24 protein-coding genes and 2 pseudogenes are annotated in these 25,962 nt (G+C 62.8%); 10 read left to right on the top strand and 16 right to left on the bottom strand.

The features are described 5' to 3' along the window. The 7 genes and pseudogenes from ACFY5D_RS20845 to ACFY5D_RS20815 all read left to right on the top strand — a co-directional run. Positions 1-300, top strand: a pseudogene (locus ACFY5D_RS20845) (serine hydroxymethyltransferase); the annotation flags it as partial. A 4-nt stretch (positions 301-304) separates the two neighbouring features. Next, the gene (locus ACFY5D_RS20840) at positions 305-1,522 is read left to right on the top strand and encodes a sarcosine oxidase subunit beta family protein (protein WP_387534275.1); all 1,218 of its coding nucleotides are present in this window, start codon (positions 305-307) and stop codon (positions 1,520-1,522) included. Between the two features lie 18 nt (positions 1,523-1,540). After that, positions 1,541-1,849: a sarcosine oxidase subunit delta gene (locus ACFY5D_RS20835; protein WP_387534273.1), complete on the top strand. Its 309-nt coding sequence runs from the start codon at positions 1,541-1,543 to the stop codon at positions 1,847-1,849. Further along, complete coding sequence (locus ACFY5D_RS20830) at positions 1,846-4,758, top strand: sarcosine oxidase subunit alpha family protein (RefSeq protein WP_387534271.1); 2,913 nt, start codon at positions 1,846-1,848, stop codon at positions 4,756-4,758. The genes ACFY5D_RS20835 and ACFY5D_RS20830 overlap by 4 nt, the downstream gene beginning before the upstream one ends. Beyond that, positions 4,751-5,368: a sarcosine oxidase subunit gamma gene (locus tag ACFY5D_RS20825; RefSeq protein WP_387534269.1), complete on the top strand. Its 618-nt coding sequence runs from the start codon at positions 4,751-4,753 to the stop codon at positions 5,366-5,368. The genes ACFY5D_RS20830 and ACFY5D_RS20825 overlap by 8 nt, the downstream gene beginning before the upstream one ends. A gap of 255 nt (positions 5,369-5,623) precedes the next feature. Beyond that, on the top strand, positions 5,624-6,490 hold the full coding sequence (gene purU / locus ACFY5D_RS20820; RefSeq protein WP_387534267.1) for a formyltetrahydrofolate deformylase: 867 nt from the start codon (positions 5,624-5,626) through the stop codon (positions 6,488-6,490). 654 nt (positions 6,491-7,144) lie between these two features. After that, positions 7,145-7,429 (top strand): hypothetical protein, encoded by a 285-nt coding sequence (locus ACFY5D_RS20815; protein ID WP_387534265.1) that lies wholly within the window; start codon positions 7,145-7,147, stop codon positions 7,427-7,429. A gap of 120 nt (positions 7,430-7,549) precedes the next feature. On the opposite strand, the gene ACFY5D_RS20810 is transcribed toward ACFY5D_RS20815, so the two are convergent. From ACFY5D_RS20810 to ACFY5D_RS20790, 5 genes and pseudogenes are all read right to left on the bottom strand, one after another. Then, on the bottom strand, positions 7,550-8,335 hold the full coding sequence (locus ACFY5D_RS20810) for a hypothetical protein (RefSeq protein ID WP_387534263.1): 786 nt from the start codon (positions 8,333-8,335) through the stop codon (positions 7,550-7,552). 953 nt (positions 8,336-9,288) lie between these two features. Beyond that, the gene (locus tag ACFY5D_RS20805; protein ID WP_387534261.1) at positions 9,289-9,651 is read right to left on the bottom strand and encodes a hypothetical protein; all 363 of its coding nucleotides are present in this window, start codon (positions 9,649-9,651) and stop codon (positions 9,289-9,291) included. A 51-nt stretch (positions 9,652-9,702) separates the two neighbouring features. Then, positions 9,703-9,798, bottom strand: a pseudogene (locus ACFY5D_RS20800) (hypothetical protein); the annotation flags it as partial. Positions 9,799-10,234: 436 nt separating this feature from the next. After that, positions 10,235-10,789, bottom strand: coding sequence for a hypothetical protein (locus tag ACFY5D_RS20795; RefSeq protein WP_387534259.1), 555 nt, complete (start codon positions 10,787-10,789; stop codon positions 10,235-10,237). A gap of 44 nt (positions 10,790-10,833) precedes the next feature. Beyond that, positions 10,834-11,421: a hypothetical protein gene (locus ACFY5D_RS20790; RefSeq protein ID WP_387534257.1), complete on the bottom strand. Its 588-nt coding sequence runs from the start codon at positions 11,419-11,421 to the stop codon at positions 10,834-10,836. Positions 11,422-12,407: 986 nt separating this feature from the next. Between ACFY5D_RS20790 and ACFY5D_RS20785 the strand changes: the two genes are divergently transcribed. Further along, positions 12,408-12,824, top strand: a complete 417-nt coding sequence (locus tag ACFY5D_RS20785; RefSeq protein WP_387534255.1) for a DUF805 domain-containing protein — start codon at positions 12,408-12,410, stop codon at positions 12,822-12,824. Between the two features lie 260 nt (positions 12,825-13,084). On the opposite strand, the gene ACFY5D_RS20780 is transcribed toward ACFY5D_RS20785, so the two are convergent. After that, positions 13,085-13,642, bottom strand: coding sequence for a hypothetical protein (locus tag ACFY5D_RS20780; protein WP_387534253.1), 558 nt, complete (start codon positions 13,640-13,642; stop codon positions 13,085-13,087). Positions 13,643-13,804: 162 nt separating this feature from the next. Next, positions 13,805-14,707, bottom strand: coding sequence for an EamA family transporter (locus ACFY5D_RS20775; protein WP_387534251.1), 903 nt, complete (start codon positions 14,705-14,707; stop codon positions 13,805-13,807). Positions 14,708-14,752: 45 nt separating this feature from the next. Here ACFY5D_RS20775 and ACFY5D_RS20770 point away from each other — a divergent pair, with 45 nt between their 5' ends. After that, on the top strand, positions 14,753-15,241 hold the full coding sequence (locus tag ACFY5D_RS20770; protein WP_387534249.1) for a MarR family winged helix-turn-helix transcriptional regulator: 489 nt from the start codon (positions 14,753-14,755) through the stop codon (positions 15,239-15,241). 261 nt (positions 15,242-15,502) lie between these two features. Here ACFY5D_RS20770 and ACFY5D_RS20765 read toward each other — a convergent pair whose 3' ends face one another. Together ACFY5D_RS20765 and ACFY5D_RS20760 are read right to left on the bottom strand one after the other, a co-directional pair. Next, the gene (locus ACFY5D_RS20765; protein WP_387534247.1) at positions 15,503-15,820 is read right to left on the bottom strand and encodes a putative quinol monooxygenase; all 318 of its coding nucleotides are present in this window, start codon (positions 15,818-15,820) and stop codon (positions 15,503-15,505) included. A gap of 630 nt (positions 15,821-16,450) precedes the next feature. Continuing rightward, positions 16,451-17,089: a DinB family protein gene (locus ACFY5D_RS20760; RefSeq protein WP_387534246.1), complete on the bottom strand. Its 639-nt coding sequence runs from the start codon at positions 17,087-17,089 to the stop codon at positions 16,451-16,453. A gap of 251 nt (positions 17,090-17,340) precedes the next feature. Between ACFY5D_RS20760 and ACFY5D_RS20755 the strand changes: the two genes are divergently transcribed. Continuing rightward, positions 17,341-17,766, top strand: coding sequence for a hypothetical protein (locus ACFY5D_RS20755; RefSeq protein ID WP_387534244.1), 426 nt, complete (start codon positions 17,341-17,343; stop codon positions 17,764-17,766). 300 nt (positions 17,767-18,066) lie between these two features. On the opposite strand, the gene ACFY5D_RS20750 is transcribed toward ACFY5D_RS20755, so the two are convergent. The 7 genes from ACFY5D_RS20750 to ACFY5D_RS20720 all read right to left on the bottom strand — a co-directional run bounded on the left by ACFY5D_RS20750 (position 18,067) and on the right by ACFY5D_RS20720 (position 25,949). Next, positions 18,067-18,822: a TSUP family transporter gene (locus ACFY5D_RS20750; RefSeq protein ID WP_387534242.1), complete on the bottom strand. Its 756-nt coding sequence runs from the start codon at positions 18,820-18,822 to the stop codon at positions 18,067-18,069. Between the two features lie 150 nt (positions 18,823-18,972). After that, on the bottom strand, positions 18,973-20,181 hold the full coding sequence (locus tag ACFY5D_RS20745; RefSeq protein WP_387534240.1) for an NAD(P)/FAD-dependent oxidoreductase: 1,209 nt from the start codon (positions 20,179-20,181) through the stop codon (positions 18,973-18,975). Beyond that, positions 20,178-20,366 carry a ferredoxin gene (locus ACFY5D_RS20740; RefSeq protein WP_387534238.1) on the bottom strand — a complete coding sequence of 63 codons (189 nt, stop codon included), beginning with the start codon at positions 20,364-20,366 and terminating at the stop codon, positions 20,178-20,180. The genes ACFY5D_RS20745 and ACFY5D_RS20740 overlap by 4 nt, the downstream gene beginning before the upstream one ends. Further along, on the bottom strand, positions 20,363-21,688 hold the full coding sequence (locus tag ACFY5D_RS20735; protein ID WP_387534236.1) for a cytochrome P450: 1,326 nt from the start codon (positions 21,686-21,688) through the stop codon (positions 20,363-20,365). Before ACFY5D_RS20735 ends, ACFY5D_RS20740 begins: the two co-directional genes overlap by 4 nt. A gap of 164 nt (positions 21,689-21,852) precedes the next feature. Then, positions 21,853-22,635, bottom strand: a complete 783-nt coding sequence (locus ACFY5D_RS20730) for an SDR family oxidoreductase (protein ID WP_387534234.1) — start codon at positions 22,633-22,635, stop codon at positions 21,853-21,855. Then, positions 22,632-24,302: a thiamine pyrophosphate-binding protein gene (locus tag ACFY5D_RS20725; protein WP_387534232.1), complete on the bottom strand. Its 1,671-nt coding sequence runs from the start codon at positions 24,300-24,302 to the stop codon at positions 22,632-22,634. The genes ACFY5D_RS20730 and ACFY5D_RS20725 overlap by 4 nt, the downstream gene beginning before the upstream one ends. A 972-nt stretch (positions 24,303-25,274) precedes the next feature. Next, complete coding sequence (locus ACFY5D_RS20720) at positions 25,275-25,949, bottom strand: GntR family transcriptional regulator (RefSeq protein WP_387534230.1); 675 nt, start codon at positions 25,947-25,949, stop codon at positions 25,275-25,277. Between the last annotated feature and the right edge of the window lie 13 nt (positions 25,950-25,962).

The raw sequence follows: 25,962 nt of genomic DNA, 5'->3' as shown, positions 1-25,962 counted from the left end.
GACGGCCAGCAGGGCGAGGACCTGTTGGCGAAGGTGGAGATCACGGTGAACCGCAACGCGGTGCCGTTTGACCCGCGCCCGCCGATGGTCACCTCGGGGCTGCGCATCGGCACCCCGGCACTGGCCACCCGCGGCTTCTCCGAGGCCGCGTTCGTGGAGGTCGCGGACATCATCGCCGAGACCCTCATCGCCGGCACCGAGGAAAACAACGAGGCGAGCCTCGCGGCCCTGAAGGACCGCGTGCATGCCCTGGCCAACGCACACCCGCTCTACCCGAACCTCGCCCCGATTGGAGCCTAAGACCATGGTTGACATTCTCCCCGAGCACCCCGATTTCCTCTGGCACAACCCTGACCCGAAGCCCTCCTACGACGCCATCATCGTCGGCGGCGGCGGGCACGGCCTGGCCACCGCCTACTACCTGGCCAAGAACCACGGCATGAGAAACATCGCTGTCCTGGAACGCGGCTGGCTGGCCGGCGGCAACATGGCCCGCAACACCACCATCATCCGTTCCAACTACCTCTGGGACGAGTCGGCCGGCATCTACGAGCACTCCCTGAAGCTCTGGGAGCAGCTGCCCGAGGAACTGGAATACGACTTCCTCTTCTCCCAGCGCGGCGTCATGAACCTCGCCCACACCCTGGGCGACGTGCGCGAGTCCATGCGCCGGGTCGGGGCCAACCAGCTCAACGGCGTCGACGCCGAATGGATCACCCCCGAGCAGGTCAAGGAGCTGTGCCCGATCATCAACATCGGGGACGACATCCGCTACCCGGTCATGGGCGCGACCTACCAGCCGCGCGCCGGCATCGCCAAGCACGACCACGTCGCCTGGGCCTTCGCCCGCAAGTGCGACGAGATGGGCGTGGACATCATCCAGAACTGCGAAGTCACCGGCTTCATCAAGGAGGGCAACCGCGTGGTCGGCGTCGAAACCAACCGCGGCCGCATCAACGCCGGCAAGGTCGCCCTCTGCGGCGCCGGGCACTCCTCGGTGCTGGCAGAACAGGCGGGCTTCGACCTGCCGATCCAGTCCCACCCGCTGCAGGCCTTGGTCTCCGAACTGCACGAACCGGTCCACCCGACGGTCGTCATGTCCAACCACGTGCACGTCTACGTCTCCCAGGCCCACAAGGGCGAACTGGTCATGGGCGCCGGCATCGACAGCTACAACGGCTACGGCCAGCGCGGCGCCTTCCACGTGATCGAGGAACAGATGGCCGCGGCCGTCGAGCTCTTCCCGATCTTCGGCCGGGCCCATGTGCTGCGCACCTGGGGCGGCATCGTGGACACCACCATGGACGCCTCCCCCATCATCTCCAAGACCCCGATCGACCAGCTCTACGTGAACTGCGGCTGGGGAACCGGCGGGTTCAAGGGCACCCCGGGCGCCGGCTACACCTTCGCCCACACCATCGCCAACGACGAGCCGCACCCGCTCAACGCGGGCTTCGCCCTCGAGCGCTTCGAGACCGGCCACCTCATCGACGAACACGGCGCCGCAGCCGTGGCCCACTAGAAAGGGATCCACACAACCATGATGCTCATCGAATGCCCCTGGTGTGGGCCCCGCAACGAGACCGAATACCACTACGGCGGACAGGCCCACGTGGCCTACCCGGAGGATCCCTCGGCACTGACCGACGCCGAATGGTCCAGGTACCTGTTCTACCGGCAGAACCCCAAGGGCCTCTTCGCCGAACGCTGGTCGCACGCGGCCGGCTGCCGCCGCTGGTTCAACGCCATCCGCGACACCGTGACCTACGAATTCAAGGCCGTCTACAAGCCGGGCGAACCGCAGCCCATCGCCACCACCAACGCACCAGCCCAGGGAGGAACCAAGTGAGCACCACCTCTTCGCGCCGACTCGACGCGCAGGCATCGACTTCCGCCCGCATCGACCGGAGCCGGCCGCTGAACTTCACCGTCGACGGCAAGGCCTTCACCGGGTTCGCCGGGGACACCGTGGCCTCGGCCATGCTGGGTGCCGGGGTCAAGGCCTGCGGCCCGTCCCTCTACCTGAACCGCCCGCGCGGCATCATGTCCTCCGGCGTCGAGGAAGCCAACGCGCTGGTCAAGATCGGCGCCCGCTACGCCGGGCACGTGAATGAATCGATGCTCCCGGCCACCACCGTGGAACTGACCGAGGGCATGGACGTGACCCTGCTGTCGGGCCTGGGCCAGCTGGACCCGCGCGCCGACGAGGCGGTCTACGACCGCAAGTACGTGCACACCGACGTGCTCATCGTCGGCGCCGGACCCGCCGGCCTGACCGCGGCACGCGAGGCCGCCAAGTCCGGCGCCCGCGTGATCCTGATCGACGAGCAGCCGGAGGCCGGCGGATCGCTGCTCTCCGCCTCCGCCGAGACCATCGACGGCAAGCCGGCCGCCGCCTGGATCGCCGGGACCTCCGAGGCGCTCAAGGGCGCCGAGGAATTCACCTATCTGGCCCGCACCACCGCCTTCGGCAGCTACGACGCGAACTTCTTCGTCGCAGTCCAGCGCCGCACCGACCACCTGGCCGGGGAGCTGGGCGCGGGGGTTTCCCGCGAACGCATCTGGCACATCCGCGCGGCCCAGGTGGTCCTGGCCACCGGCGCCCACGAACGCCCGCTCGTGTTCCAGAACAACGACCGCCCGGGCATCATGCTCGCCGGTGCGGCCCGCAGCTACCTGAACCGCTACGGCGTCCAGGTGGGCAGAGAGATCGTCGTGGCGACCACCAACGATTCGGCCTACGCGCTGGTCGAGGACCTGCTCGCCGCCGGCACCACCGTGGCCGCGGTCATCGATGCCCGCGAGGAGCCGTCGATCCGCGCCACCGAGGTTTCCGCCCTGGGCATCCGGGTTCTCACCGGTTCGGTGGTCGCGGACACCGCGGCCAACGTCGACGGCTCGCTGGCCTCCGTCACCGTCAGCGGCATCGACGCCGACGGCGCGCTGTCCGGTACCGTCGAGACCATCAAGGCGGACACGCTGGCGGTCTCCGGCGGCTGGAACCCGGTGGTGCACCTGCACTCGCAGCGCGAACGCCGGCTGGGCTGGAACGAGTCGCTCTCCGCCTTCGTCCCGGCCAACCCGGTGCCCAACCAGCAGACCGCCGGCGCCATGAACGGCCGGCTCGAGCTGGCCTCGGCCCTGGCGGAGGGCGCCACCGCCGGCGCAGCGGCCGCAACCGCCGCGGGGTTCCCCGCCACCGCCTCGGTGCCAAGCGCCGCGGTCGAGCAGCCGGGCAAGACCCGCGCGCTGTGGCTGGTTCCCTCGCTGGACGGGGAGACCGCCGACTACAAGCACCACTTCGTGGACTTCCAGCGCGACCAGACCGTTGCCGACGTGCTGCGTTCCACCGGCGCGGGCATGCGCTCGGTCGAGCACGTGAAGCGCTACACCTCCATCTCCACGGCCAACGACCAGGGCAAGACCAGCGGGGTGAACGCCATCGGCGTGATCGCCGCGGCGCTGGACACCACCGACGTCGCGGGGATCGGCACCACCGCGTTCCGCGCCCCGTACACCCCGGTGGCCTTCGCGGCCCTGGCCGGTCGCCAGCGCGGGGAGCTCTTCGACCCGGCCCGGCTGACCTCCATCCACCCGTGGCACGTGGCCAACGGCGCCCTCTTCGAGGACGTCGGGCAGTGGAAGCGCCCCTGGTACTACCCACAGGACGGGGAAGACATGGACACCGCGGTGCTGCGCGAATGCAAGGCCGTGCGCGACTCGGTCGGCTTCATGGACGCCACCACGCTGGGCAAGATCGAGATCCGCGGCAGGGACGCCGGCGAGTTCCTGAACCGCATGTACACCAACGCGTTCAAGAAGCTCGCCCCGGGCCTGGCCCGCTACGGCCTGATGTGCTCCGCCGACGGCATGGTGTTCGACGACGGGGTGACCCTGCGCCTGGACGAGGACCGCTTCTTCATGACCACCACCACCGGCGGCGCCGCGAAGGTGCTGGACTGGCTGGAGGAATGGCTGCAGACCGAGTGGCCGGAGCTGGATGTCAAGTGCACCTCGGTGACCGAGCAGTACTCGACCGTCGCGGTCGTCGGGCCCAAGTCCCGCGCCGTGCTCGCCAAGCTGGCCCCGGAGCTGGACCTGGACAACGAGTCCTTCCCGTTCATGGCCTTCCGCGAGACCGTGCTGGCCTCCGGCATCGCAGCGCGCATCTGCCGCATCTCCTTCTCCGGCGAGCTCGCCTTCGAGATCAACGTGCCGTCCTGGTACGGCCTGAAGATCTGGGAGGACGTCGCCGCGGCCGGCGAGGAATTCAACATCACCCCGTACGGCACCGAGACCATGCACGTGCTGCGCGCCGAAAAGGGCTTCATCATCGTCGGCCAGGACACCGACGGCACGGTGACCCCGCAGGACGCCTCCATGGGCTGGGTCGTCTCCAAGGTCAAGGAGTTCGTGGGCAAGCGCTCCTTCGACCGCGTCGACAACCAGCGCGAGGACCGCAAGCAGCTGGTCACCGTGCTGCCTGTCGACAAGTCGTTCCGCCTGCCGGAGGGCACCCAGCTGGTGAACGCCGGCACCCCCATCACCCCGGCCGATGCGCCGGTGCCGATGGAGGGCTACGTGACCTCCAGCTACCACTCGGCGGCACTGGGCCGCAGCTTCGCGATGGCGCTCATCAAGAACGGCCGCGCCCGCATCGGCGAAGAACTGCAGGCCTACGTCGACGGGCGCCTGGTTGACGTCGTCGTATCCGAAACCGTACTTTTTGATCCCGAAGGGAGCCGTCGAGATGGCTGAGCAGGTATTGACCGACATTTCCGCATTGCGCCGCAGCCCGCTGTCCCACCTGGGCGAGGCCCTGGAACGGGGATCCGTCCAGGGCGACCGAGGGGTCCGGTTGCGCGAGATCGCCTTCACCACCCAGGTGGGGCTGCGCGCCGAGCCGGGCTCCGCGGCCCACTCCGCCCTGGCCGCGGCCACCGGCGTCGGCCTGCCGGAATCCGTGGGCCGGGTCGCCGGGGACGCTGCGGGAACCGCCGTGCTCTGGCAGGGACCCGACGAGTTCCTGGTGGTGGCACCCGAGGGCAGCAACCTCGCCGACGAACTGGTGGAGGCGTTGGGCAGCGAGGCCGGGCAGGTCGTCGACCTCTCCGCCAACCGCACCATCCTGGAACTCTCCGGACCCAGCGCCCGCGCGGTGCTGGAAAAGGGATGCCCGGCGGACCTGCACCCGCGCAGCTTTGCCGTCGGCACCGCGATCTCCGCGGTGCTGGGACCGGTGCCGGTGCTGCTGTGGAAGACCGACGAAAGCACCTACCGGTTGCTGCCGCGGGCCTCCTTCGCCGACTACACGGCACGCTGGCTGCTCGACGCCATGAGCGAGTTCGCCTCCCCGCAGATCGACTAGCCGCACCGGCGGGCCCGGCCTGCCATTCCGGCAATCCACCGCACGGCGGGCGACCCTGTCCGGGTCGCCCGCCGCAGTGCTTTTGCCGGAGCGACGGATGTCGATGCGGCGAGCCTTTGTTCGCAGGGCCACGGCGGACATAAGGTGTCACTGCATGAGCCCGTGGAAACCATGCGGCCAACAAGGCCCGCATGACAACCAAGTACAAGGAAACTTGCGCGGCGCAACCCGCCGTGAACGTAAGAAAGTGTTGAGATGGATACGAATTCCGAAGTTGAACATGTCCTGACCATTGCCTGCCCCGAACGCCCGGGCATCGTGCACGCGGTCACCGGATTCCTGCTGGAGCGGGGTCGCGACATCGTGGAACTCAAGCAATTCGGCGATCGCCGGGCCGGCCAGTTCTTCATGCGCATCGACGTGGCGGGTGCCGATGCCCCGGGACTCACGGAGACCATGCGCACGGAATTCGAGCCGATCGCCAAGGAACTGAACGCGCAGTGGACGCTGGACCCGAAGGGCACCAAGCGCCGGGTGCTGATCATGGTCTCCAAGTTCGACCACTGCCTCAACGACCTCCTGCACAGGGCGCGGCTGGGCGAACTGCCCATCGACATCGTCGCCGTGGTCTCCAACCACCGCGACCACGAGGCGCTGGTCGAGTGGCACAACATCCCGTTCTACCATGTGCCCGTCACCCCGGACACGAAGCCGGCCGCCGAGGCCAGACTGCTGGAACTCATCGACGAGTACGACGTGGAACTCGTGGTGCTGGCCCGCTACATGCAGGTGCTCAGCGACGAGCTCAGCCGCAAGCTCTCGGGCATGACCATCAACATCCACCACTCCTTCCTGCCCAGCTTCAAGGGTGCCAAGCCCTACCATCAGGCCTGGGACCGCGGCGTCAAGACCGTCGGCGCCACCGCCCACTACGTAAACGCCGAGCTCGACGAGGGACCGATCATCTCCCAGCAGGTCCAGGACGTCGACCACACCTACTCCCCCGAGGACCTGGTGGCCGCCGGCCGCGACACCGAGTGCAAGGCGCTGTCCAACGCCGTCAAGTGGCACTGCGAGGGCCGCGTCTTCCTCTACGGCAACCGCACCGTGGTGCTCCGCTAGAAGCATCCTGCCTAAGAACGGTCGGTCCCGTTTTCCCTTTGGGGGAAAGCGGGGCCGATTCCGTTTAATCGTGCCCGCGGCGCGAAAACGTCTTCGGCGACCAACAGGGGAACACCGAGCTCGGAAATCACCTGGATGGCCACAAGGACCTTGGCCGGTGCCGTTGTTGGCACGATTTAACCGGACCAAACCGTGGAGAGCTTGATCTGCTGGGCAATGCCATTGACTCCCCTGAGCTTGGTTGTGCCGTGTCAGCACCTCTGGGGTCTTCATCTACGAAGGCCGTATCCAGTGTCCTTCCAAGGGCAACCAGCATTTTTGGGCGGTGAAGTCGTGGACGTTTGCGGATTCACGTGTGTATCCGAAGAGCATTCCGGTGAGGGTTTTATATGTACCGGTTAGCGCCCCTTCACCGGGCATTTTTGCGGGCGGGGTATATGGGAATCGGGCCTCCGCGGAAGCGCGCCGATTCCTGAATCATAGGTTTTTGGTGGCGCGCACACCGCCGGAGGACCGGCTTACGGGACATATGAAGTCAATGCTGCGGACTACCCTTTTCGGGGCAACCCCTCAAATAAGGTTGCGATGAGACGGAATCGTGAATCCAGCGCCAGGTGATTCGTTCCGGGCCGTTGGCTCTGGAAGACTCATGGCATGAATTCTGACGAGCGATCCAAACTCGAACTTGAACTTCTCGCCTTGACTACCATCAAGAAGGCCTTAGATCGTCGGGACGAGGTCTTTCAGATCATTGACGATGCACCAGATGAATCCGCGGCAAGAGAGCGTTTGGCCAAGTTGCTGGATGTTGATGAGGATCTCTGCTCGTTCATATTTCAATTGCAAGTCAGCGCGTGGTTCGGAACATGGCGCGACCGTGTTGCGGCCCAAGCCGAGACCCTACGCACCAAACTTGGCGCAGACGCTCCGCAGCCATAGAAACGAAAAGAGCGGTGCCGCGGGTCGTTCCGCTTACGGACACTGAGTGTTGTGTAGACGGCGTGTGAACGCGACCTTGATAGCAGGTATTCGCTTTCAGTGGTCGCCATGCGTGGGAGATCAGAGTTCGTCGAAGTAGGGTTCCTCGGATCCAGGAAGCAGCCGATGCGACGCAATGCTGAATCTCTCTGCCCAATCCTCTGGCCTTTGGGGCCACGCCTCAACCAGCCATTTTGGCGGCTTTGTCGAGTATCCGACGGTGACGCATTTGGCCTGCAGGTCCCAGAACGATGCACCCGGGTCGAACAAGCGAACCCCCTCAAAATACAGGTGCTGAAACGGGCAAACTTCTGAAGCCTGCACTATCCCCTTGAGTGACCCAATCACGATGAAATTCACGAACTCGGGCCAACCGTCAGCAGGTGCCGCGACCTCTATGGTCCCCGATTGATAGATCGCGACCCGGTCCAGCTGGCTCAGCCGGTCCCAGGCCGCAGGATCTGAGGCGCTCTTCACGCGTCGCAACTCTACCTCGCGTACTGTTTCCGGCATGTGCTTGAGCAGATCGAGAGTTCCGCCTTCGATCTCGATATCTTGCAGGTGCGGTGAAGCAACAAGCTGCTCGGTGACTCCTTGCGCGTACGGCATGAGCAATCGCGTCAAGGCCATGACCCCGTTTCCCGAACCACCATAGGACAGGATGCCGTCGCAATGATGAACGATTAGCCATGAGAGCAACGGCAGGTTCTCAATCCCCGTCAAGTCGATGTTGCCGCCATCATCCAAGTCGATTGAAACAGCTTGGACATCCGGTGCTATGGCGCCGACCTCGTCCGCGAACAATCCAGTTCCGGGCAGCTGGCGGATATTGGCGAAACGAAGCCGTGCATAGGAGTCCTCGGACATGCGGACTTTTTCCACTTTGTTGTTCCAAATCAGCCCCGAAGCCGACTCATGCCTAACCGACATATCTGTCCTTCCCGGTACCACTCGAATTTTCCGTTGCCTCGGCACGACCACAACTAGTCACACCCCCCCAGATCTCAGGAACCGTGGTGTTGTCCCCGGTTGCCACGCACCGCGAACCCAGCCGACATCGCTCTGCCCCGGCACATGCTTGGCCCTCAAACATAGGAGCAAAAACCAGATTACAGTTGCGACCGGCTAAATCTTGATGCCAGGAGTCCTGAGCCTGATGTGGGTTTCCACTTCTGACCGACGCCAAACGTGTACCGGTTAGGGTTCCTTCCGTACACGAACGGGCCGGAGTGCGGAACTATGTAATGAGGCCATTCTGGAACTGCATCTGTCGAGTAACCCAGACGACCTAGCGGTTTTGGTCTATGGACGGGCGATCCCAGATGACGACAAGTGCGGTAGCAATCGGACCGAGAAATAGGCCAAGGAGAAACCACGTCCAGCGGCGACGCCCCTTGGTCTCGGCCAGCCCAGCTGTCACAAGCGCCAATGCTATCCACCAGCCCGCATTGTCGGTTACGTTCGAAGAGTCCACCATGTTCCATTTTCTTTTCGGGTCATTCAAATTCCATGCAAGCCAGGACATCAAGTCCAAGAATCATAATGGATCTGAATTCGAGCCAAAGTATTAGCTACTTTGGATCGAACAACAACGCGGATATGGCTTCTACTTGTCTTTACCGATCTGTCCGCAATTGTCTTCCCGCAGAGCGTTCCTGCTACGGGACGGACTTTGACTTGATTCCGTCGGCAAGCTGAAGTCCAGTTGCTATCCGGCTCCACTTGCCCTTAGCCTACGATCTTTTCCGTTTTCTGCGGCAACCCCAGCATTTACCCAAATCCGGTGGCTCTGGGCGTACCTATGCGTGCTGGGTCGAATATCAGCGCTGGGTCCGCCGTGCAATGTGGGCGAGCACATCGGTGACGGTCTGTTCGGGATCGAAGTCGGGCGCCACGGACATAATGAACCACGCGTCAGGACCGGCCTCGAAAGCCTGTGGAATCAGTTCCCCCGATTCCTCAGAGGTCTGCCACGAGTTAACCCTGAACTGGATTGTTTGCCGACCACTGTGGCGTGATTTCTGGAACTCGAGATGCTCAAGCAACCCGTGCTGTTTTCGCAAGTACTTCCCGCGGTATCCAGTCCACCCGGCTTCGCGGAGCGTCGGAGAGATGAACCCGTTGAGCATCTCGATATACCTCGACTGTGCTGTTGGCTGCGGCATACCCTCATTCTCTCCCATTCTCTTTCAGTCTCTCTGATCTCGACGCGCCGGGGTCTCCCGCCGCTCACGTCATCGACTAGCCCCCAAGAATCGTGCCGACCAGACCTGCACGGCAAACCCAATCCGGTTCTGCTCACCCCTACGCCTGCGGATCAACCCCTGATCGGTGTCGTCAAGTTAGAAGAACCGCTCCAGATCGTTCTGCGAAGGTTCTCCCACGAACCGCCCGAACGCGGCGGCCTGCGCATCAGGGGTGGAGCCCAAGTACGCCTGAAAGCTGCCACACCCGCTGCGAGAAAGGCCCGCGACCGGCCATTGTTTGCCATGAGCGCGTGATATCTGAAGTTGATCCGCTGGATTCCGTGAACCTTTGTTGCGTGATATCTGAAGCTGTGCCCCGGATCTACTTCAGATATTCACTCTTATCTGAAGTTCCTACGGCCCCGTATCGCTGGAACGGCACTGACCCGTGGCCGGTTTCAGGCGCACTTGGGTCCCACCCCTACTTCCATGACCAGTGCCCAGCTGCACAGCCCCGGATTAGCGGCGGTGCAGCTAGGCACTGGTGACGGATGGGCTACCAGAGCCCTCGGCCAAACTTCTAGTTGCAGTAGAGCTTCTGAGCGAGCTGAGCGAGATCAGCATGCTCACCTTTAGGTATGTTCCCATCACAGGTCGCTGCTCCAACATCGGTTATTTCCGAAGTATGAACGGTGCCTAAAATTCGGGGAATATTGGAACAAGTGACCATTATGTCGACCGTGACCGGATTGATGGCTGCGTAGCCAACATGTGCGTCCTGTGTGCTGATACCTTTCAGGAATTGGTCGACTTCAGTCAGGGTTCCGAGCTGGCCCGATATGGGGCCATCAACTTCCGATTGTATGGCTTCTTCGACTTGAGGACTCTGGACCCAATCGGCCGGTGGAACTTCCCAGGCGATACGTGGTGTGGTGGGGCTGTCGAGCACTATCGTGCTGTCGGCCTTGTTTCCGCTGACCCGGCGGATCGCAGTGAACGTAGCTTTTTCTTTCGCTCGATTCAGAACGGAAACAATTGGCTGTTCACATGCAAGAGCAGTTGCTGTACTACTTGCTTCCGGAGGCGGAGTAGAAGCACTCGGTGAGGTACTTTCACCCGCGGTGCAGCCGGCCACTAGGGCTACTATTGCCACCACCAATGGTGGGCGTAGGAACTTCATCAGCAGTAACGGCTCTTGGCAATAGCCGCAAGGCTTCCCGCCGGTGCGCTCAGGCCACACTGAATGGCGGTGTTTTCTCGTACTCCGAATGATCGGGCGGTGCCCTTGGCTGGGGTGGTAAGGCCAGCACTTCCCGAAGTGCAGACGTTCTTCGTCCAGTTACCGGTGACTTTCGTGTTGCCCGCAGCTACGACGACGAACTTACCGGGTCTAATCGTCGCAGTGATGCCGACGTTACTTGCTGTGGTCTTGCTCTTGTTCAGGGCGAGAGACACGTTGGTGGTGGCGGACATCTTAGCCAGGACGCCATTGAAATCGGCACTGGAACCAACCGTGAAGGTGACCCCCGCATCAAGCTGGGTTCTGTATTCGGAAGTGTAGGAGGTCGTCGCATTGTCTGGCGTGAAGTTGGAGTGTCTCGAGGCGTGCGTTACTTTCTTGACCTTAGAGGTGTTTGAGATGGTGTAGTAAGTGCCTTTGTAACCGCCACACGATATAGCTCTAGTGGATATGCCGCCCGAGCTATTAGGACCCTCTGGAACATCGGTGGACGGATTAATCATGGCTGTGGTGTCTCTGGTATCCACGACATCTGGATTTCCCAGATCGTCTGATGCCCAAGCCGGCGAACCCGCTCCCGTCAAGAGTGAAGCCGCCACCAGGGGGGGCGATGAAACGTGAAATGCGCATGATGAGACCTTTCTGCGGCACGAATAGTGCCCCAAGTCAAAGCCTGAAAACCTTCAGGTGAATGTGATTGGGAACACTATCCGGAGCTTACTCCTTAAGCAAATCGCATGGTTTTCCCGTTCCTGAGGAGAGATCACCCATTGGCCCTCAGGCACCTTTTGCCCCGGCCATAGACAATTGACCAGCAAACTCATTGGACCTTTGAGGCTCGGGTGGGCCGCGAACGTGTGGATGCTCGGTGTTGAAGGGGTGGGACCCAAGTGCGCCTGAAACCGGCCACGGGCCAGTGCCGTTCCAGCGATACGGGGCCGTAGGAACTTCAGATAAGAGTGAATATCTGAAGTAGATCCGGGGCACAGCTTCAGATATCACGCAACAAAGGTTCACGGAATCCAGCGGATCAACTTCAGATATCACGCGCTCATGGCAAACAATGGCCGGTCGCGGGCCTTTCTCGCAGCGGGTGTAGCAGCTTTCAGGCGTACTTGGGCTCCACCCCCATCACTCAAGAATTCAACTGGCACAACCTACAGACTACCGACAGCCACGACGCCGAGGGCTAAACGCGCAATCCTGTTCCATTACTACTCAAACACCAGCTCACCCTCATGGCCCATGCCCAATTGCAGACTGCTGCGGTTTGAGGTGGCCCACTGTTCCAGTCAGCGTTCGGCTAACGGGCAAATGTCCCAATATCGGTGACTTTGGATAATCAGTGCGGCCGCCCAGTGAAAAGACAACGCGACCCTAATGCGCCTGTTCTCGTGGCGCGAGATACGTAAGATGACTATGAATCAGCTCTTTGAAGGACTAAGCACCATGCCAAGCCCCCGCCAACTCCGACCGGCCCCGCTCCACTACGCCTTCGGCGTATGACCTGGAATTGCCGCTTTACGGAGCCACATTTGGCGAAGCCGTCAAACGGTTCTTCCTGAAATATGGAATCTTCGAGGGCCGTGCCAGCCGCAGCGAGTACTGGTGGGTCATGTTGCTCAACGCCCTGATTTGGAGCATCTGCTTTGCTCTCATGGCCGCGGGCGGCACGTCCATCTTCGATCCGGATTCCGAGCTGACGGAGGCTAGCGAACCCGGCTTGTTGCTATTCCTCGCCTACTCGCTCGTCACATTTTTCCCTAATTGGGCTCTGGGAACACGTCGCTTGCACGACATCAACGACGACGCGTCTTTCCTATTCTGCATGTCGCCGGCGGTCTGGTTCCTTGCCATGCGGCCCTCAAACCCGGAAGGCGCAAGGTTCGACAGGAACTGGACCGCGCCAACGGACGAGCCTAATCCGTAGCCGATATACCGGGAGTATATGATGAGCAACTTCCTCGTCTAAATCATGGTCGCGCATATTGATGCTGATCATATTGACCCCCAGCAGGGATGCCGAACAGTAGGTTCCGTTACAGGACGCAATTACCGTAGGTTGTATGACTAATGGCCGGTGTCCGGTTGCCGTTGCCTTTGCGGCATAGCCGGGCCGTGGAGTCGGATTTTGACAACAGGGGAAGCTGGAGAAAGCGTGCCGCGATCGGCTTCACGCCCTTATGCAGCTCAGGAAAACTCGAGTGGATAATAGCTGGTGATGTTTTTGGCCCTGTATCTACGACCGAGGTAGTGGAGCTCGGTGACGACGCACTTCGAAAGATCGATGATTGCGTACCCTCCGCCATCTAAGTAATCGGGCGCATCCTTGGGCGTGAAATTCAAGCGAATCATCCCCGCCGCTTCCGACATAACTGCCACGACGCGTTGGCCGTCCCGGTCGCCTCCCCAAATCGGCAGGTCCAGTGGGCTGAACATAGCCAAGACAGGCGGAGCTGCTGGGAACAGGTCATGCCCCTCGACACGCACCTGTGCTTCACCCGGATCTTGGCGAATCAAAAGCTGACGCCCTGGGTGATATGTCATTGACAGCTGCCGAGAACCTTCGCGACAGGTCAACTCATACCGGTCTTCGTCAGGTCTGGCAATGACTTGATACTTCCGATGGTCATCGTTGCTGAGCATAGGATCCTCATAGACCGTGGCTCCAAAGCAGTTCTTGTTCTTATTGCTCCGAAGCGCTCCGATCAGATCCACCAAATGTCCAAGATCGTTGTTGTGCACCATAGATCCACTCCTTTAGTCAGGTGAAATCGCTGTAGTGCACAGGTGACCGAAGAACTTGTCCCGCAAGCCGTTAGGCAAACGGACACATCCAGTTGCTGCGAGATGGAAGGCATGGCGTTCCGGACTTGTCGGAACACTCCTATTCACCAAGATAGGTAGCGGCTATGAGGAACGATTCGCGGCGACCACTTCGTACTCGACGGGAGGCCTCGCACTCTTGGCGAAGATCGCGGCAGCAATGGATCCCAGGACGATGAGGACTCCCAGCATCTGCGTCGGGGTAAAGGCTTCCCCGGCGACCGCCCACCCGAGCAGTATCGCCACCACCGGACTGAGCAGGCCGAGGAATGCCGTGGTGCTCGCGGGAAGTCGGGCGATTCCGCGGAACCACATGACGTACGCAAATGCGGTGCCGACAAGGGAAAGATATGCGTAGCCGCCGAGGTTCGACGGCGTCAGCGCAGTCGCGGGGAGCCCCTCGAACGCGAGCATGACCATCAGCAGGGTGAGCCCGCCGGTGATGAGCTGCCAGGCGGTGGTCGTAAGCGGCGACGCGGGTTGCCCCCACTTCTTGGAAAGCACGATCCCCGACGCCATGGAGAGGGTTCCGCCAACTGCCGCCAGGACGCCGATGGCATCCAACCGCGCCTGGGCCTGAAGCGTTATCAGTCCAACCCCGAACACACCGGCAAGGCCGGCCGCCACGACGCGCGCGGTCAACCGCTCATGAAGGACCCGGCTGGCCAGCAGGGCGACAACGAGCGGCTGGATGCCACCGACGATCGCGGCGACGCCTCCCGGAAGGCGGTAGGCCGCGATGAAGAGCAGAGCAAAGAACGCCCCGATGTTGAAAATCCCCAGAACCCAGGACTTCCACCACCATTCACCACGCGGCAACTGGCGGCAAACCAGCAGGAGCAACAGTCCGGCAGGAAGCGCGCGCAAGGTCGCGGCAAGCAGTGGGCGCCCCTCGGGCAGGAACATGGTGGCCGTGAGGTAAGTGGTGCCCCACAGTGCGGGCGCCAAGGCGGTGGTCAGGATCAGGAGTCTTCGATTGCTAAGCACTTAGCTATTCTAGCTAAGTGCTTAGCAAAAGCCTAGACTAGACCCATGGCAGACCAAGTGGACCGCATCCTCGAACAGTGGCAAAAGGAAATGCCGGGGCTTGACGTCTCCCCCATGGCCGTCATAGGCCGCCTGAGCCGCACCGCCCTCGCCGTCGAATACCGCCTCGCGGGCACCTTCGCTCGGCACGACCTGGATGCGTCGTCTTTCGACGTGCTCGCCACGCTGCTGCGCAGTGGCGCCCCCTATCGGATCACCCCGGCGGAACTGGCGCGGGAGGCGATGGTCTCCACGAGCGCGGTGGCACAGCGGTTGAACAAGCTCGAAGCCCGCGGGCTGGTGGTGCGCGAGGCTAACCCGAGCGACGGCCGCGGCACGCTCGTTGCGCTCACCGACACCGGGAAAGAACTCATCGAGAATGCATTGCCGGACCACCTCGAAACCGAACGAGCCATCCTGTCGCCGCTTAGCCGCGAGGAACAATCGGTCCTCGCGCTGCTCCTTGGCCGGATCGGCGATCCTGCGGGCTCGTGAGAAGGTGTCCGCCCTCGCAAGACTGTCCCGCAGAACGTTCCCCTACGGACAAACTTTGGCCAGCTTCCATCGTCAAACTGTGAGCCAGCGGTTACCTCCGTCGGCGGGACCTTAGCGTACGATTTTTCCGTTTTCTGAAGCGACCCCTGGTCGGGGGGGTAGCCGCGGATCTTCGCATACTGGCCGGGGGAACAGACACCCCTTGTCTCGCTGCCCGCAGGCGAGCCTTTAACCTTTAGCCTTTGACCTTTAACGATGGGTTTAGCCCTTGGCATCGGGCGCGCCCGTATCCTGCCACACCACGTCAAGGTTGCGGAAAACCGGCGGCCCGTCGCACAGGGCGGCCATCTTCGCAGCGAAGTCGGAGGTCTCCGGCCGGTTGGAGTTTTCCATGGCCGATTCGTGGGAATCGAATTCGACAATAGTGTAGTAAGTACCGGGGCGGTCCCGGTCCGCGGTGGCCGTGATGCGACGGAAGGTCGGCATTGTGCTTCCCTCGGTCCTTGACGGTCGTCCCAGTTGTTCGATCTCCTCAATGCGCGAGGTCTGGAATTCGATGATTTGCACAAACCCGGCCATGACGGCTCCTTGGTAGGGGTGGATTCTCTGCGGCTCACGTTAGACTCAGCGCTCGGGCAACGCAATAGCTCGGTCCCTGGTTGCCTGCCCCAATTCACCGGATCCGAGGCGCGTCCGGACTGGCCAACAGCTAACGCGGTTTTCCAGGCAGTTGGTTCGCCGCAACGCTGTGAAGCAGCTGTATCCAGCGCTGACACGGGATACCCGTAAATCTGGGGAGTTCCGCGTGCGAGGGTTGCTGCGGTTGCATCGTGGTGGCGCATTCGCGCAATTCCACCATGCCATGTGCTGAGGAGTTGGCCCACCCCTTAATGTCCCGCGGAGAGGTTCCCTTGAGGAGCGAGACTTCCAGAGTCACTACGATGGTGCTGGCCCGGTTTCGATGACCCATGTGCCGACCGGCTTACGGGCGGAATTGCGTTCAACCCCTGCGTTAGCGTGACGCCATGAGCATCTTCCTTGTTCTAATGGATCGGTTTGCGGGCACCTATGCACCGATGCGGACGTAATCCTCTTAATCATCTCGTGCACGAGATGACGTTAAATTCCCTATGACGCGGGACATGTTCATGGAATTGCCGACTTCGTCGAGACTCCGCCAGCTGAGCTGTCCGCGGTGTGCGCTCGTCGCTACTGAGCGTGGTGAACGTAGAGGTCGCGGAGCAGCGCGATCTCGGCTCCGTGGTGCAGGATCTCCTGGTTCTCCCACCACACCATCGACAGAAACGTCTCCACGGCATCGCTGCCGTAGGGGTAGCTGCTTAGCCCGGTCTGGTCATAGTCGGACTCATCGACACTGAGTAGTACCCGGCGCCATTCGGCTGCGGCCTGACGGAACCTCTCGACAGCGCCGGCTGCATCTGGTCGTGATTCGTACGTCGCTCGATCGAACGTTCGGTCGCCCCCGAGGTGGTTGGAGCGGCCCAACAGCGTCTCGGAGATGTGGTCAAGCCGCCAGGCGATCGTCGTGAGGGGCGGAGGCCACGGACTTTCGGGGGCGCCGTCTCGCCCCCACTCCCCCGCGCCGATGAGCTTGATGGCGCCCGGTCCGGGCCCATCGGTGCGCCTCCGTACAGACCAGCACGCGTCGACCGGTTCCCAAAGGTACTCGGCGTCCGTCAGTACCGGTACGTCGACGTCGTTGTCATCACCCGAGTTGCTGGTGGGCCCGGCGAGGCGAGTGAGAAGTCGTTCCGTCGCCCAGTCGTACTGCTCGAGCAGTGGCTTGAGGCGCTCGTTGGTCATCATGGCATGTAGCCTATACTCCACGAGATGCCGTTAGGTGCCTACGCACGGTCGATGTTCGTTCTTCGGGGCATCTGCTGGCTGTCCACGACCAAGTGCCCGCCAAGGGATGGCGCTACCGGACATGAGTTGCCAGCGCAGGCGTCATCTGGGAATGTCAGGTATGGAAGAACAGCACCTGGTGTCGATAGCTGGATTGGGTTCGGTAAGAGGCCACCGTTCCATGGGAAAATGGTGACTCGCAACTGCCCACTTTCGAAAAATGGTGACACTCGATGAAACCGGTAAATCCTCGCGGGCTAACACCTGTAAAGGCAGCTGTCGCAGCGGCGGGTGCAGCCGCACTGATATTTTGCGCGTTGGCCCTACTGGGCAATGCGTTGCCCACGGTATTCAGTCACTCGATACCGTCCGTTGTCTACTGGGTCTTGTTTGCGCTGTTCCTCCTCGCGCTTCTGGCCACCACCACCGCCTTGGGTACCTGGTGGGCGAAACATGCCGGACGGCGGCGGGAACCGCTTGTAGCAACTTCGGCATTGTGGCTCATGATCGTTTCATTCATGGGCATCATTGCGGCGTGGGGTGCCGAAGCGCCCTGGAGCGAGAACCTGGCAACGGCGGGCTTCGTTTCGGCATTGGCTGGACTAGTGATCTGTCTGGGAAGTTTGTTCGTTCTGTCGAAGAGATCCCCAAAGGAATAGCTGTTCCCTGGACTCGGACCAAATTATGCCCGGTCAAGGTTCCCCCCAAACGGGACAGACAGGCGTCGGGATTCCCGATATTTGAGGCAGGAGTCCCCAGATCACTCAGCTCGTCCCCCAAGTCTCTTTCGTACGTGGGTCGTCCTACCCAGCTCCTCGCTTGGGCAAGCGAGAAAGTAGTCTGCCGGATGTTAGCTGGTAACGAACTTCGTCTCGTAGCCGCGGCAGAGTCGGGCCATGACTATCCCAGGTCCGCGAGCCCGACGTTGTGAGGTCGCAGTCATCGGGCCCACGCGTCCGTCACACGATCAGGAGCAGTCCTCGGATCCCCACGGCCAGCGAGCCCAGTGCGGCAACCCAGACGGTAAATCGCAAGGCGATTGCCTGCGGAATCCGCCGGTGCAGGAGAAACCCGGCACCAACTCCGGCGGCGAGGCTGCCGACGACCGTGACCACCGTGATCCAGTGCAGCGTCGGCATGCCCTTGGTGGCGAGCGCCATCGCGTTGAGGACTATAAAGTACGCCTGCAAGGAGGCCACGAAGGACGTCTGCGGCCATTTCACGGCTTTCCCGAACACCACGACAGCGGGTCCTCCGACCCCGGCTGCTGCGTTCATGAAGCCCGAGATCGTGCCGGCGAGCACGCGGGACTTCCACTGCCACCCGGTCGCCGACACCTCCAGGGCGTTGGTCACCCGTGTCGAAGCGCCGCTCACCAACGACAACGAGACGAGCACCATGGCAGAGGTGGCGATCATCAGGTAAGGAGCGGGAATGACCAGCGATGTCCAGGCACCGAGCTGTATGCCGACAGCCGCGCCAAGTATCAGCGTGAGGGTCCTGCGCCAGCAGATGTTCGACCACGTCGTCACGGCGACGACAATGCAGGTGCACAGCCCCAGGAGGTTGGCGAGCAATACGCCCTCTCGTGGTCCAAGCGAAAGCATCAGGAACGGGACACTGACAAGCGCAAAGCCCAGACCGGTCACACGTTGCATGGCGGCGCCGAAGAAGGTGCCCAGTGCCGCAAGCCCCAGGCTGAGTTCGGGCGTCACGCTTACGCCCCTGTTCGCGGTGCGCCGCAGCAGGGGTCGACGATCTTGGATAAGCGGCATGTCGGGGAAGCCTGTGTCGACGAGGTCCCCGGGGCCTTCGCCAACCGGCGGGCAACTTCACTCCGTAGGTTGCCCGCCTGCTGGCGAAGATCAGGCATGGGACATCGATGGTTCGTCGAGCCGATGCTGTGGAAGGGAACCGAGCAGCTCATCCAGTGAGACGCCCTGGTTCATCTGCCGGCGGACCGACACTGCCAGCCGCTGCCATCCGAGGACCGCCGCGCCGCATAGGGCACCGTCCGGCGTCGCGGCGAGCACCGCGAGTTGTTTGTCGTCGGCGATGTTCCGGACCAGCACGTGCCGGTCTGCCGCCAACGTCCCCAGGACCTGAATCCGCGTCCCGAGGACGTCCGTCCAAACGTAGGAGAGCGCCGAGAACTCGGGGCCGTCCCCACCCAGAAGAATCGACCGCGCGATGTAGGCCCCGTGCTCGCCTGCCCGGGTCCAATGCTCCGACCGCTCGGAACCCCCATCCCCGTCTCGGACCCGCGCGAGGTCTCCGGCGACCCACACTCCGGGCGCGCCGGTCCTCAGCCGCCCGTCACAGACCACCCCGTCCTCGATCGTCAGTCCGGAGCCTGCCAGCCAACCCGTCGCGGGCCGATTGCCCAAGGCAACGACCACCACGTCGGCAGTGACAAGGCGGCCGTCGCTGAGCGTCAGCCGGCTCACACCGGCAACGCGGTCCATGGACTCGACAGAAACTCCGCACGTCAGAGTGACGCCATGGCCGGCCGCACGGTCGCGCAGCAGCCGCCCCAGCTCAGCCGGAAGCACCCGGCCGAGGGGAAGGCCCGCAGCTTCGATCACCTCGACCCCGTTGCAGAGGTCGACGAGGCTCGTGGCGATCTCCATGCCCAGGACACCACCGCCGACGATTGCCACGCGGGAATCCGGGCCGACGGCCTCCCTGAGTCCTCGTGCGTCATCGAGGCTGCGCACGGTGAACACACCCTCCATGTCCCGCCAGGCGCCCGGCAGGAAGGCCACGCCGCCCGTGGCTAGGACGAGCTCGGTGTAGGACAGGTCGCCCACGTCCGTGCGGACCGTTCGGTTCGCCGTGTCCAACTCGTGCGCCCGAACACCACGCAACAGCTCGACGCCATCGGGTACGTCGAGAACGACATCCTCCAATTTTCTGGCACCGGTCAAGACACCTGTCGAGAGCACGGTCCGGTCGTACGGCGCCTGGGGATCCGCATCAATGACCGTCACGCTGCCGTCATAGCCGCCGGCGACCAGGTCGGCCGCTGCGCGCATCCCGGCCGCCGACCCTCCGACAATCAGGCACCTTCTCATGAGCCGATGCCGATTGCGCGGGCCGGGCAGTTGCCGATGACGAGTTCCAGCAGGCGCCTTTGGTCTTCCGCGGGCTGGCCCACCACCTTGGTCGGACCCACGTCCTGGACCTCGAAGATGTCGTGCATGTCTGCCTCGCAGTTACCGGCGCCGACGCATTTTGAAGCATCGATCGTTATTCTCATCGCCCGTCCCTCTCTGCTCCGGCGCCGGCGCCGGCAACGAGGGGTTCCGGTCCCAGCTCGACCGGCAATGAATTCGGTCCGCGGTGGAACGCGTTGACGCGGTAGTCGGGCACGTAGCCCTCGCGCAGCTCGAGGTGCGGGTACCGGGCGACCAGCCGCCGGAAGAACGTGTTGAGCTCAAGCTTGGCCAGCGATTGTCCCAAGCAGTAGTGGGCGCCCGCGCTGAATGTCAGGTACTGGCGGCCGTCGGTTCGTTCGATATCGAACGCTTCTCCGTCGGACACCACCGATTCGTCCCGGTTGCCTGACCCGAGCAGCAGGAACATCTTTGATCCCGCGGGAATATGGTGGCCTTCGATCTCAAGGTCAACGAGCGCCCTGCGCCGCCACGCGGGAACGCTGGTTTCCCATCGCAGCATCTCCTCAATGGCGTCGGGGACAAGATCCGGGTCGGCGCACAACTTGTCCCACTGTTCGCGGTGGGTCAGCAGGGCCCACAGTCCGTTGCCGAACAGGTCCGACGTTGTTGCGTGGCCGGCGTTCATCAGTGACATCAAGATGTTGATGACGTCGTCCCAGACGACGTTGTCCGGCTGCTCTTCCTTCCACAGCTGGATGACCTCGCTCATGTAGTCATCGCCCGGGTTGGCTTCAAGCTCTTCGATGCGCCGACGTGCGTATGCGTAGTAGTCCTTCAACGGCTGCACGCCGGCGCGCAGTTCTTCCTCGGTGAGGTTGCCCTGCAACATGTCCTCGCGGTTGTGCGACCACGCCCGGATCTGCTCACCCATGTCGTCGGGAATGCCCAGGAACTTCATCAGCACCCGGATGGGAGCGATGTCGGTGAATCGCCGGACGATGTCACCGGAACCGTCGCCGTCGGCGAACAATGAATCCAGGCAATCGTCGGCGATGCGTTCGACGTCTTCACGGATCCACTCGAGCCGTCGGGGTGTAAAGGCGAAACGGAGGAAACGCCTGGCCTTCTCGTGCGGCTCTCCGTCGAGATCTTTGAGCATTGGACGATCGGGGATCACGGCGGCCAATTCCCGCGCCACGTCCTCGGGCCACTTGGTCATGGTGCTGAGCATGAGGTTCGCGGAGAATCGCTCCTCGTCCATCAGGATTTCCTTGATCGCGTCGCGACTGTTGACCACCCAGTAGTCCATCGCCTCGGAATAGGCGACGGGGCCAAGCGAGCGAAGCCATTTGAAGGTGGGATACGGGTTCTGGACGAACTCAGGTGCCCAAGGGATGAAGTCCTTGGGCTTGGAGAACGGGCACCCTGACGGCTGGCCGTTGTCTAACTGTGTAGTATTCATGCTGCCTCCATCCGCCGAGACAATAAATACCATCTCGACTGCTTGTCATACCATCATATTGTCGTAAACTATCACGGCCCTCCGAGCATGGGAAGCCCACGATCCAGGAGAAGAACCGCCGCGGGCGGCCAATCCTTTCCGTCGATTCGCCGCCCGAGCGAGAGTTATTTGAGCATGGCTTCCCAGATGTCCTCGTGGCCCATCACCGTTTCGCCGCCGCCATCGATGAAGATGAGTTGTCCCGCGATCTTCGAGTTCCTGGCGTCCGCCAGGAAGGCAATCAGCTCCGCCACCTCCTCGGCGGTGGCCATGCCACCCAAGGGCATGGGCCGTTCGACCGCCAGCCGGGCCTGCTCGGCCGGATCCCGCTCGGCGATCATCGGCGTCAGGACGGCCCCGGGACCGACACCGTTCAGGGCGATGCCGGCGCCCGCCCATTTCGGCAACCCGGCGTTGCGCCGGATCCACCGGGCGATCGCTCGCTTGCTGGTCGCATAGAGCAGGTGGCGGGATTCGGACTGCCGCGCCAACGCGACGGCCAGCGCTTCGTCGCCCGCCAGGCACGCCTCGACGATGGCCTCGTCGACCGGCTTCAAGACGGAGCGGGACGCGACCACGACCACGCGCGGAGCGTCGGCACGCAACATCGGGCGCAGGCGCTCGAGTGTCTCGACGGCGCCGAAGTAGTTGACCTGGATGCTCAGCTCGTTGTCGGTGAGCACTCCCGCGTTCGCCACGATGACGTCGATGCCGGACGGGCATAGCTCGAGAACCCCGGCTTCGAGGGCAGCGCGACCTTCAGGCGTCGAGAGATCGGCGTTGATATCGGCACCCGCGAGATCGACTCCGACCACGCGCAGGCCTTGCGCCTCGAGAACCTCGACGGTCGCCTTCCCGATCCCCCGGCCTGCGCCCGTAACGACCGCGGTACGCTGGGCGCCGATCACTTGAACTTCCTAAAGACGTCCTTGCGGAAGCTGAACAGGATCTCCGGGTCAATGCGAACGTCAATCACGGTCGGCGCCTGGTCGGCAAACGCCTCCTTGATGGCCAGCTCGAGGCTCTGCGCGCTGTCCGCGCGCAGACCCCGGATCCCGAAGGACTCCGCAATCGACGCGAAGTCGTGGGACGGCAGGTCCGTCCCGATGTAGCGCTTTTCGTAGAAGTCGTGCTGGTACGCCTTCTCAGCACCCCATGCCGAGTTGTTCATGACAATCATCGTGACGGGGATATCGTGCTCGATCACCGTGCTGAGCTCTGCGATCGCATAGAGCGCCCCTCCGTCTCCAAGCAGTGCCACCGACGGCCGTTCCGGGCAAGCCAACTGGGCACCGATGGCGGCCGGGAATGCGAACCCGAGGGAGGCAAAGTCCAGGGGCGTAAACAGGGATGGCGTCAGCGCGTGGTCAAGGGCTTCCGAAGCCTTCAGGCACCAGGTGCCGGCATCGAGGCTGATGATCGACTCCCGCGGCAGCGACTGGCGCAAGGTGTGGAAGAGGGTGGCATCGTCCAACGGGCTCTTGTGGCTCGTTTCAGGAAGGCTCGAGCGTTCCTCCCGGTACTGCGCGGCGCGCTCCTTGACGGATTCGAACCACTCCGCTTCGGTGCCGGACGAAGCGCCCTCGTCAACGCGCGAGAGCAATTCCGCCAGGAAGGATCCGGCCTCGGCCATGACGGCGAGCTCGACGGGCCAGTACCGGTTCAGGCTTGCGGAGTCTACGTCGACCTGAACGAGTCGAGCGTCCTTGCGGAAGGTCTCCGGCTCGAAGAACGTGGAGTTGAAGCCGAAGCGGGTACCGACACCGATGACCAGGTCGGCCTCGGCCACGACGGCCGCGGCCAGGGCTCCGCCTCGCGGCCCCATTTGGCCCAGCATCAACGGGTTCTCGTTGTTCACAGCATCCCGGTGGCCCGCCGAGGTGACGATCGGCATCCGAAGGATGTCACTCAGCCGTTCGACCAACTCCCCCGAACGGCTGCTCTTGACCCCGCCGCCGGCCACGATCACGGGGCGTTTGGCGGAACTGATCAGGCGCAGGACATGTTCGATGGCCTCCGGGTGGCTCGGGTTGGACGGCTTCAGGGAGCCACCCAGTTTAACCTCCGGGGCCTGCCCCATGAGGACGTCGCGTGGAAGATTGACGTGCACCGGCCCCATCGGGTGGCTCATCGCCAGCCGCGCAGCGTACTCGATCATGGGGACGACCCGCTCGGGCTTCAGAACGGTGAGCACCGCCTTGGCCACCGGCCGAATGAGAGCCTCCTGGTCCACCTCCTGGAAGGCATCGTTGTGCCACTGGTCGGTCGAAACCGATCCTCCCAGCGAGAGAATGGGCGTGTGCGCCGCTTTGGCCGCAGCCAGTCCGGAGACAAGGTTCGTGACGCCCGGGCCACTCTGGCCGGCCAGCACCACCCCGAGTGCTCCGCTGGCGCGGGCGTATCCGTCCGCCATGCCGGTTGCCGCACGCTCGTCGCGTGCGCCGATGTACCTGACGCTTGGGTGCGTATGGAGACCGTCGTAGATTTCCATGGCAGAAGAGCCCACCACGCCGAAGACGTAATCCACGCCCAACTCTGCCAACAAATCGCTGACGCGTTCACCTGCTGTAGCCACTTTGAATATCCTTTCCAACCCTGCACGAATGACACGTTTTCAACCTACTGTCCGATCGTACTACGGTATGTCGATACGTCAATACTTCGGAGAATATCAAAAGGCCCCCACCCTCACAGCGAACCGCTCCCCGGGAGTCTGGAGCGAGAATTTCAGGCCAGACTCCCGGGGAGCATCTTTATTCGTGCAATTATTTCTCCGACAGGAGATCACTGCGAGGCCGCTGCAGCGTGGATCAGGAAAGGCCTTTGAGACAAGATGCCACCATGCAGCGTGCGCTTCGTTGGCCAGTCAATATTCCTTTTCTCCGGCGGAGGTACCGAGCCGGAGCCGTTTACGGCAGAGGTGGCAACCCGGGAAAGTTGCGGGCCTTGAGGACTCAAAACAACGGCGAAGGACCCTGCCGTCGGGGTCCGTTCCCCAATCCCGGCACTGCTGCAGGTCGCCGGCCATGCGCCATCGACGCTTCTATGGCCAAACCCGTTTCCAAGCCCTTGGCCCGCAAGAGACACCCACGACGGCGGTCACGGTCCCCTTCGGGAATGAGCACCGCCGGTACGCGCACCGCCGCATCCGCACGGAAACGCCTAGCCGGGGCCGGAGGCTCGCGCCCAAGACCGCGTGAAGCCTTGGGTCGACAGGCAAGGGCCTGCACAGGAAACTCTGCAACTCATCTCAGGACGAGCGGCGCACGGTCGCCCCGAACCAGACGCTGATGGTCGGCGCCGCAGTCGCCGACCATCAGCAGCCCGGAAGGCAGCTGCTCGCGCATTCGAACCGGGGTCACCAGCACCTACCCGCTTCCTGGAGAAAATCCTCGAGAGTGCCTGCACGTCAGCCCCGATGCAGTCTCCGCACACCCGGACGAACACATCCACTGGTCCAACACCGAACGGATCCCGCCAAAACAGCGAGGGCCCGGATCCGGTGCAATACCGGATCCGGGCCCTCGCTGCATAGGCAATCGAAAGGTCAGTTGAACCGCTTGACAGCCTCGACAGCCGCTTCGCGCGCGTTCCGCATGTGCACAGCGTAGGCATCCTGGGCTTCGCGTGCAGAGCCGGCCGCCATGAACTCATGAACGATCCGCAACTCTCCGATTCCCGCTTGGATCCGCTCGGCGGACAAGGACGCCAGACGCACCCGAGCAACTTGGTAGTAGATCCTCTGGGACAACGCTGAGATGGAGTTGTTGTGGGCACCCTCAAAGAGAACGTCGTAGAAGGCCTGCTTGGCCTCGAGAACCCGAGTGGCCTCGCCGCTCGCGTGAGCCTTCTCGAGGTCGCTGAAAGCAGACGCGAGCCGCGCCTTCTCATCTGCGCTGGCACGCTCCGTGAAGAGCATGATCGCGAACGACTCCAGGACCTCGCGGATCTCGTACAGATCGCGGACATCGCTTTCGCTCACCCTGGCGACCGTGGGACCCTTGCCAGGAACGATCTCAATAAGGCCCTCGGTCTCGAGCTGCCGCAGGGCCTCTCGAACGGTGGTTCGGCTGGTGCCGAGGAGTTCACACACAGTCGCCTCGGTAACCCGCTCCCCCGGCTGGAATCTTCCGGCCAGGAGGCTGCGCAGCTGGATAACGGCCTGTTCACGAACGGGCGCCGCGCTGCGGGCGACTCGATAGACACCTGCAAGTTCGGTCATGGTGATCCCCTTT

Source organism: Paeniglutamicibacter sp. NPDC012692, from assembly GCF_042901625.1.
In the GTDB taxonomy this organism is placed as follows: Bacteria; Actinomycetota; Actinomycetes; order Actinomycetales; family Micrococcaceae; genus Paeniglutamicibacter.
Note: the sequence above shows the minus strand (reverse complement) of the source record. Positions and strands in the feature narration are given on the sequence as shown.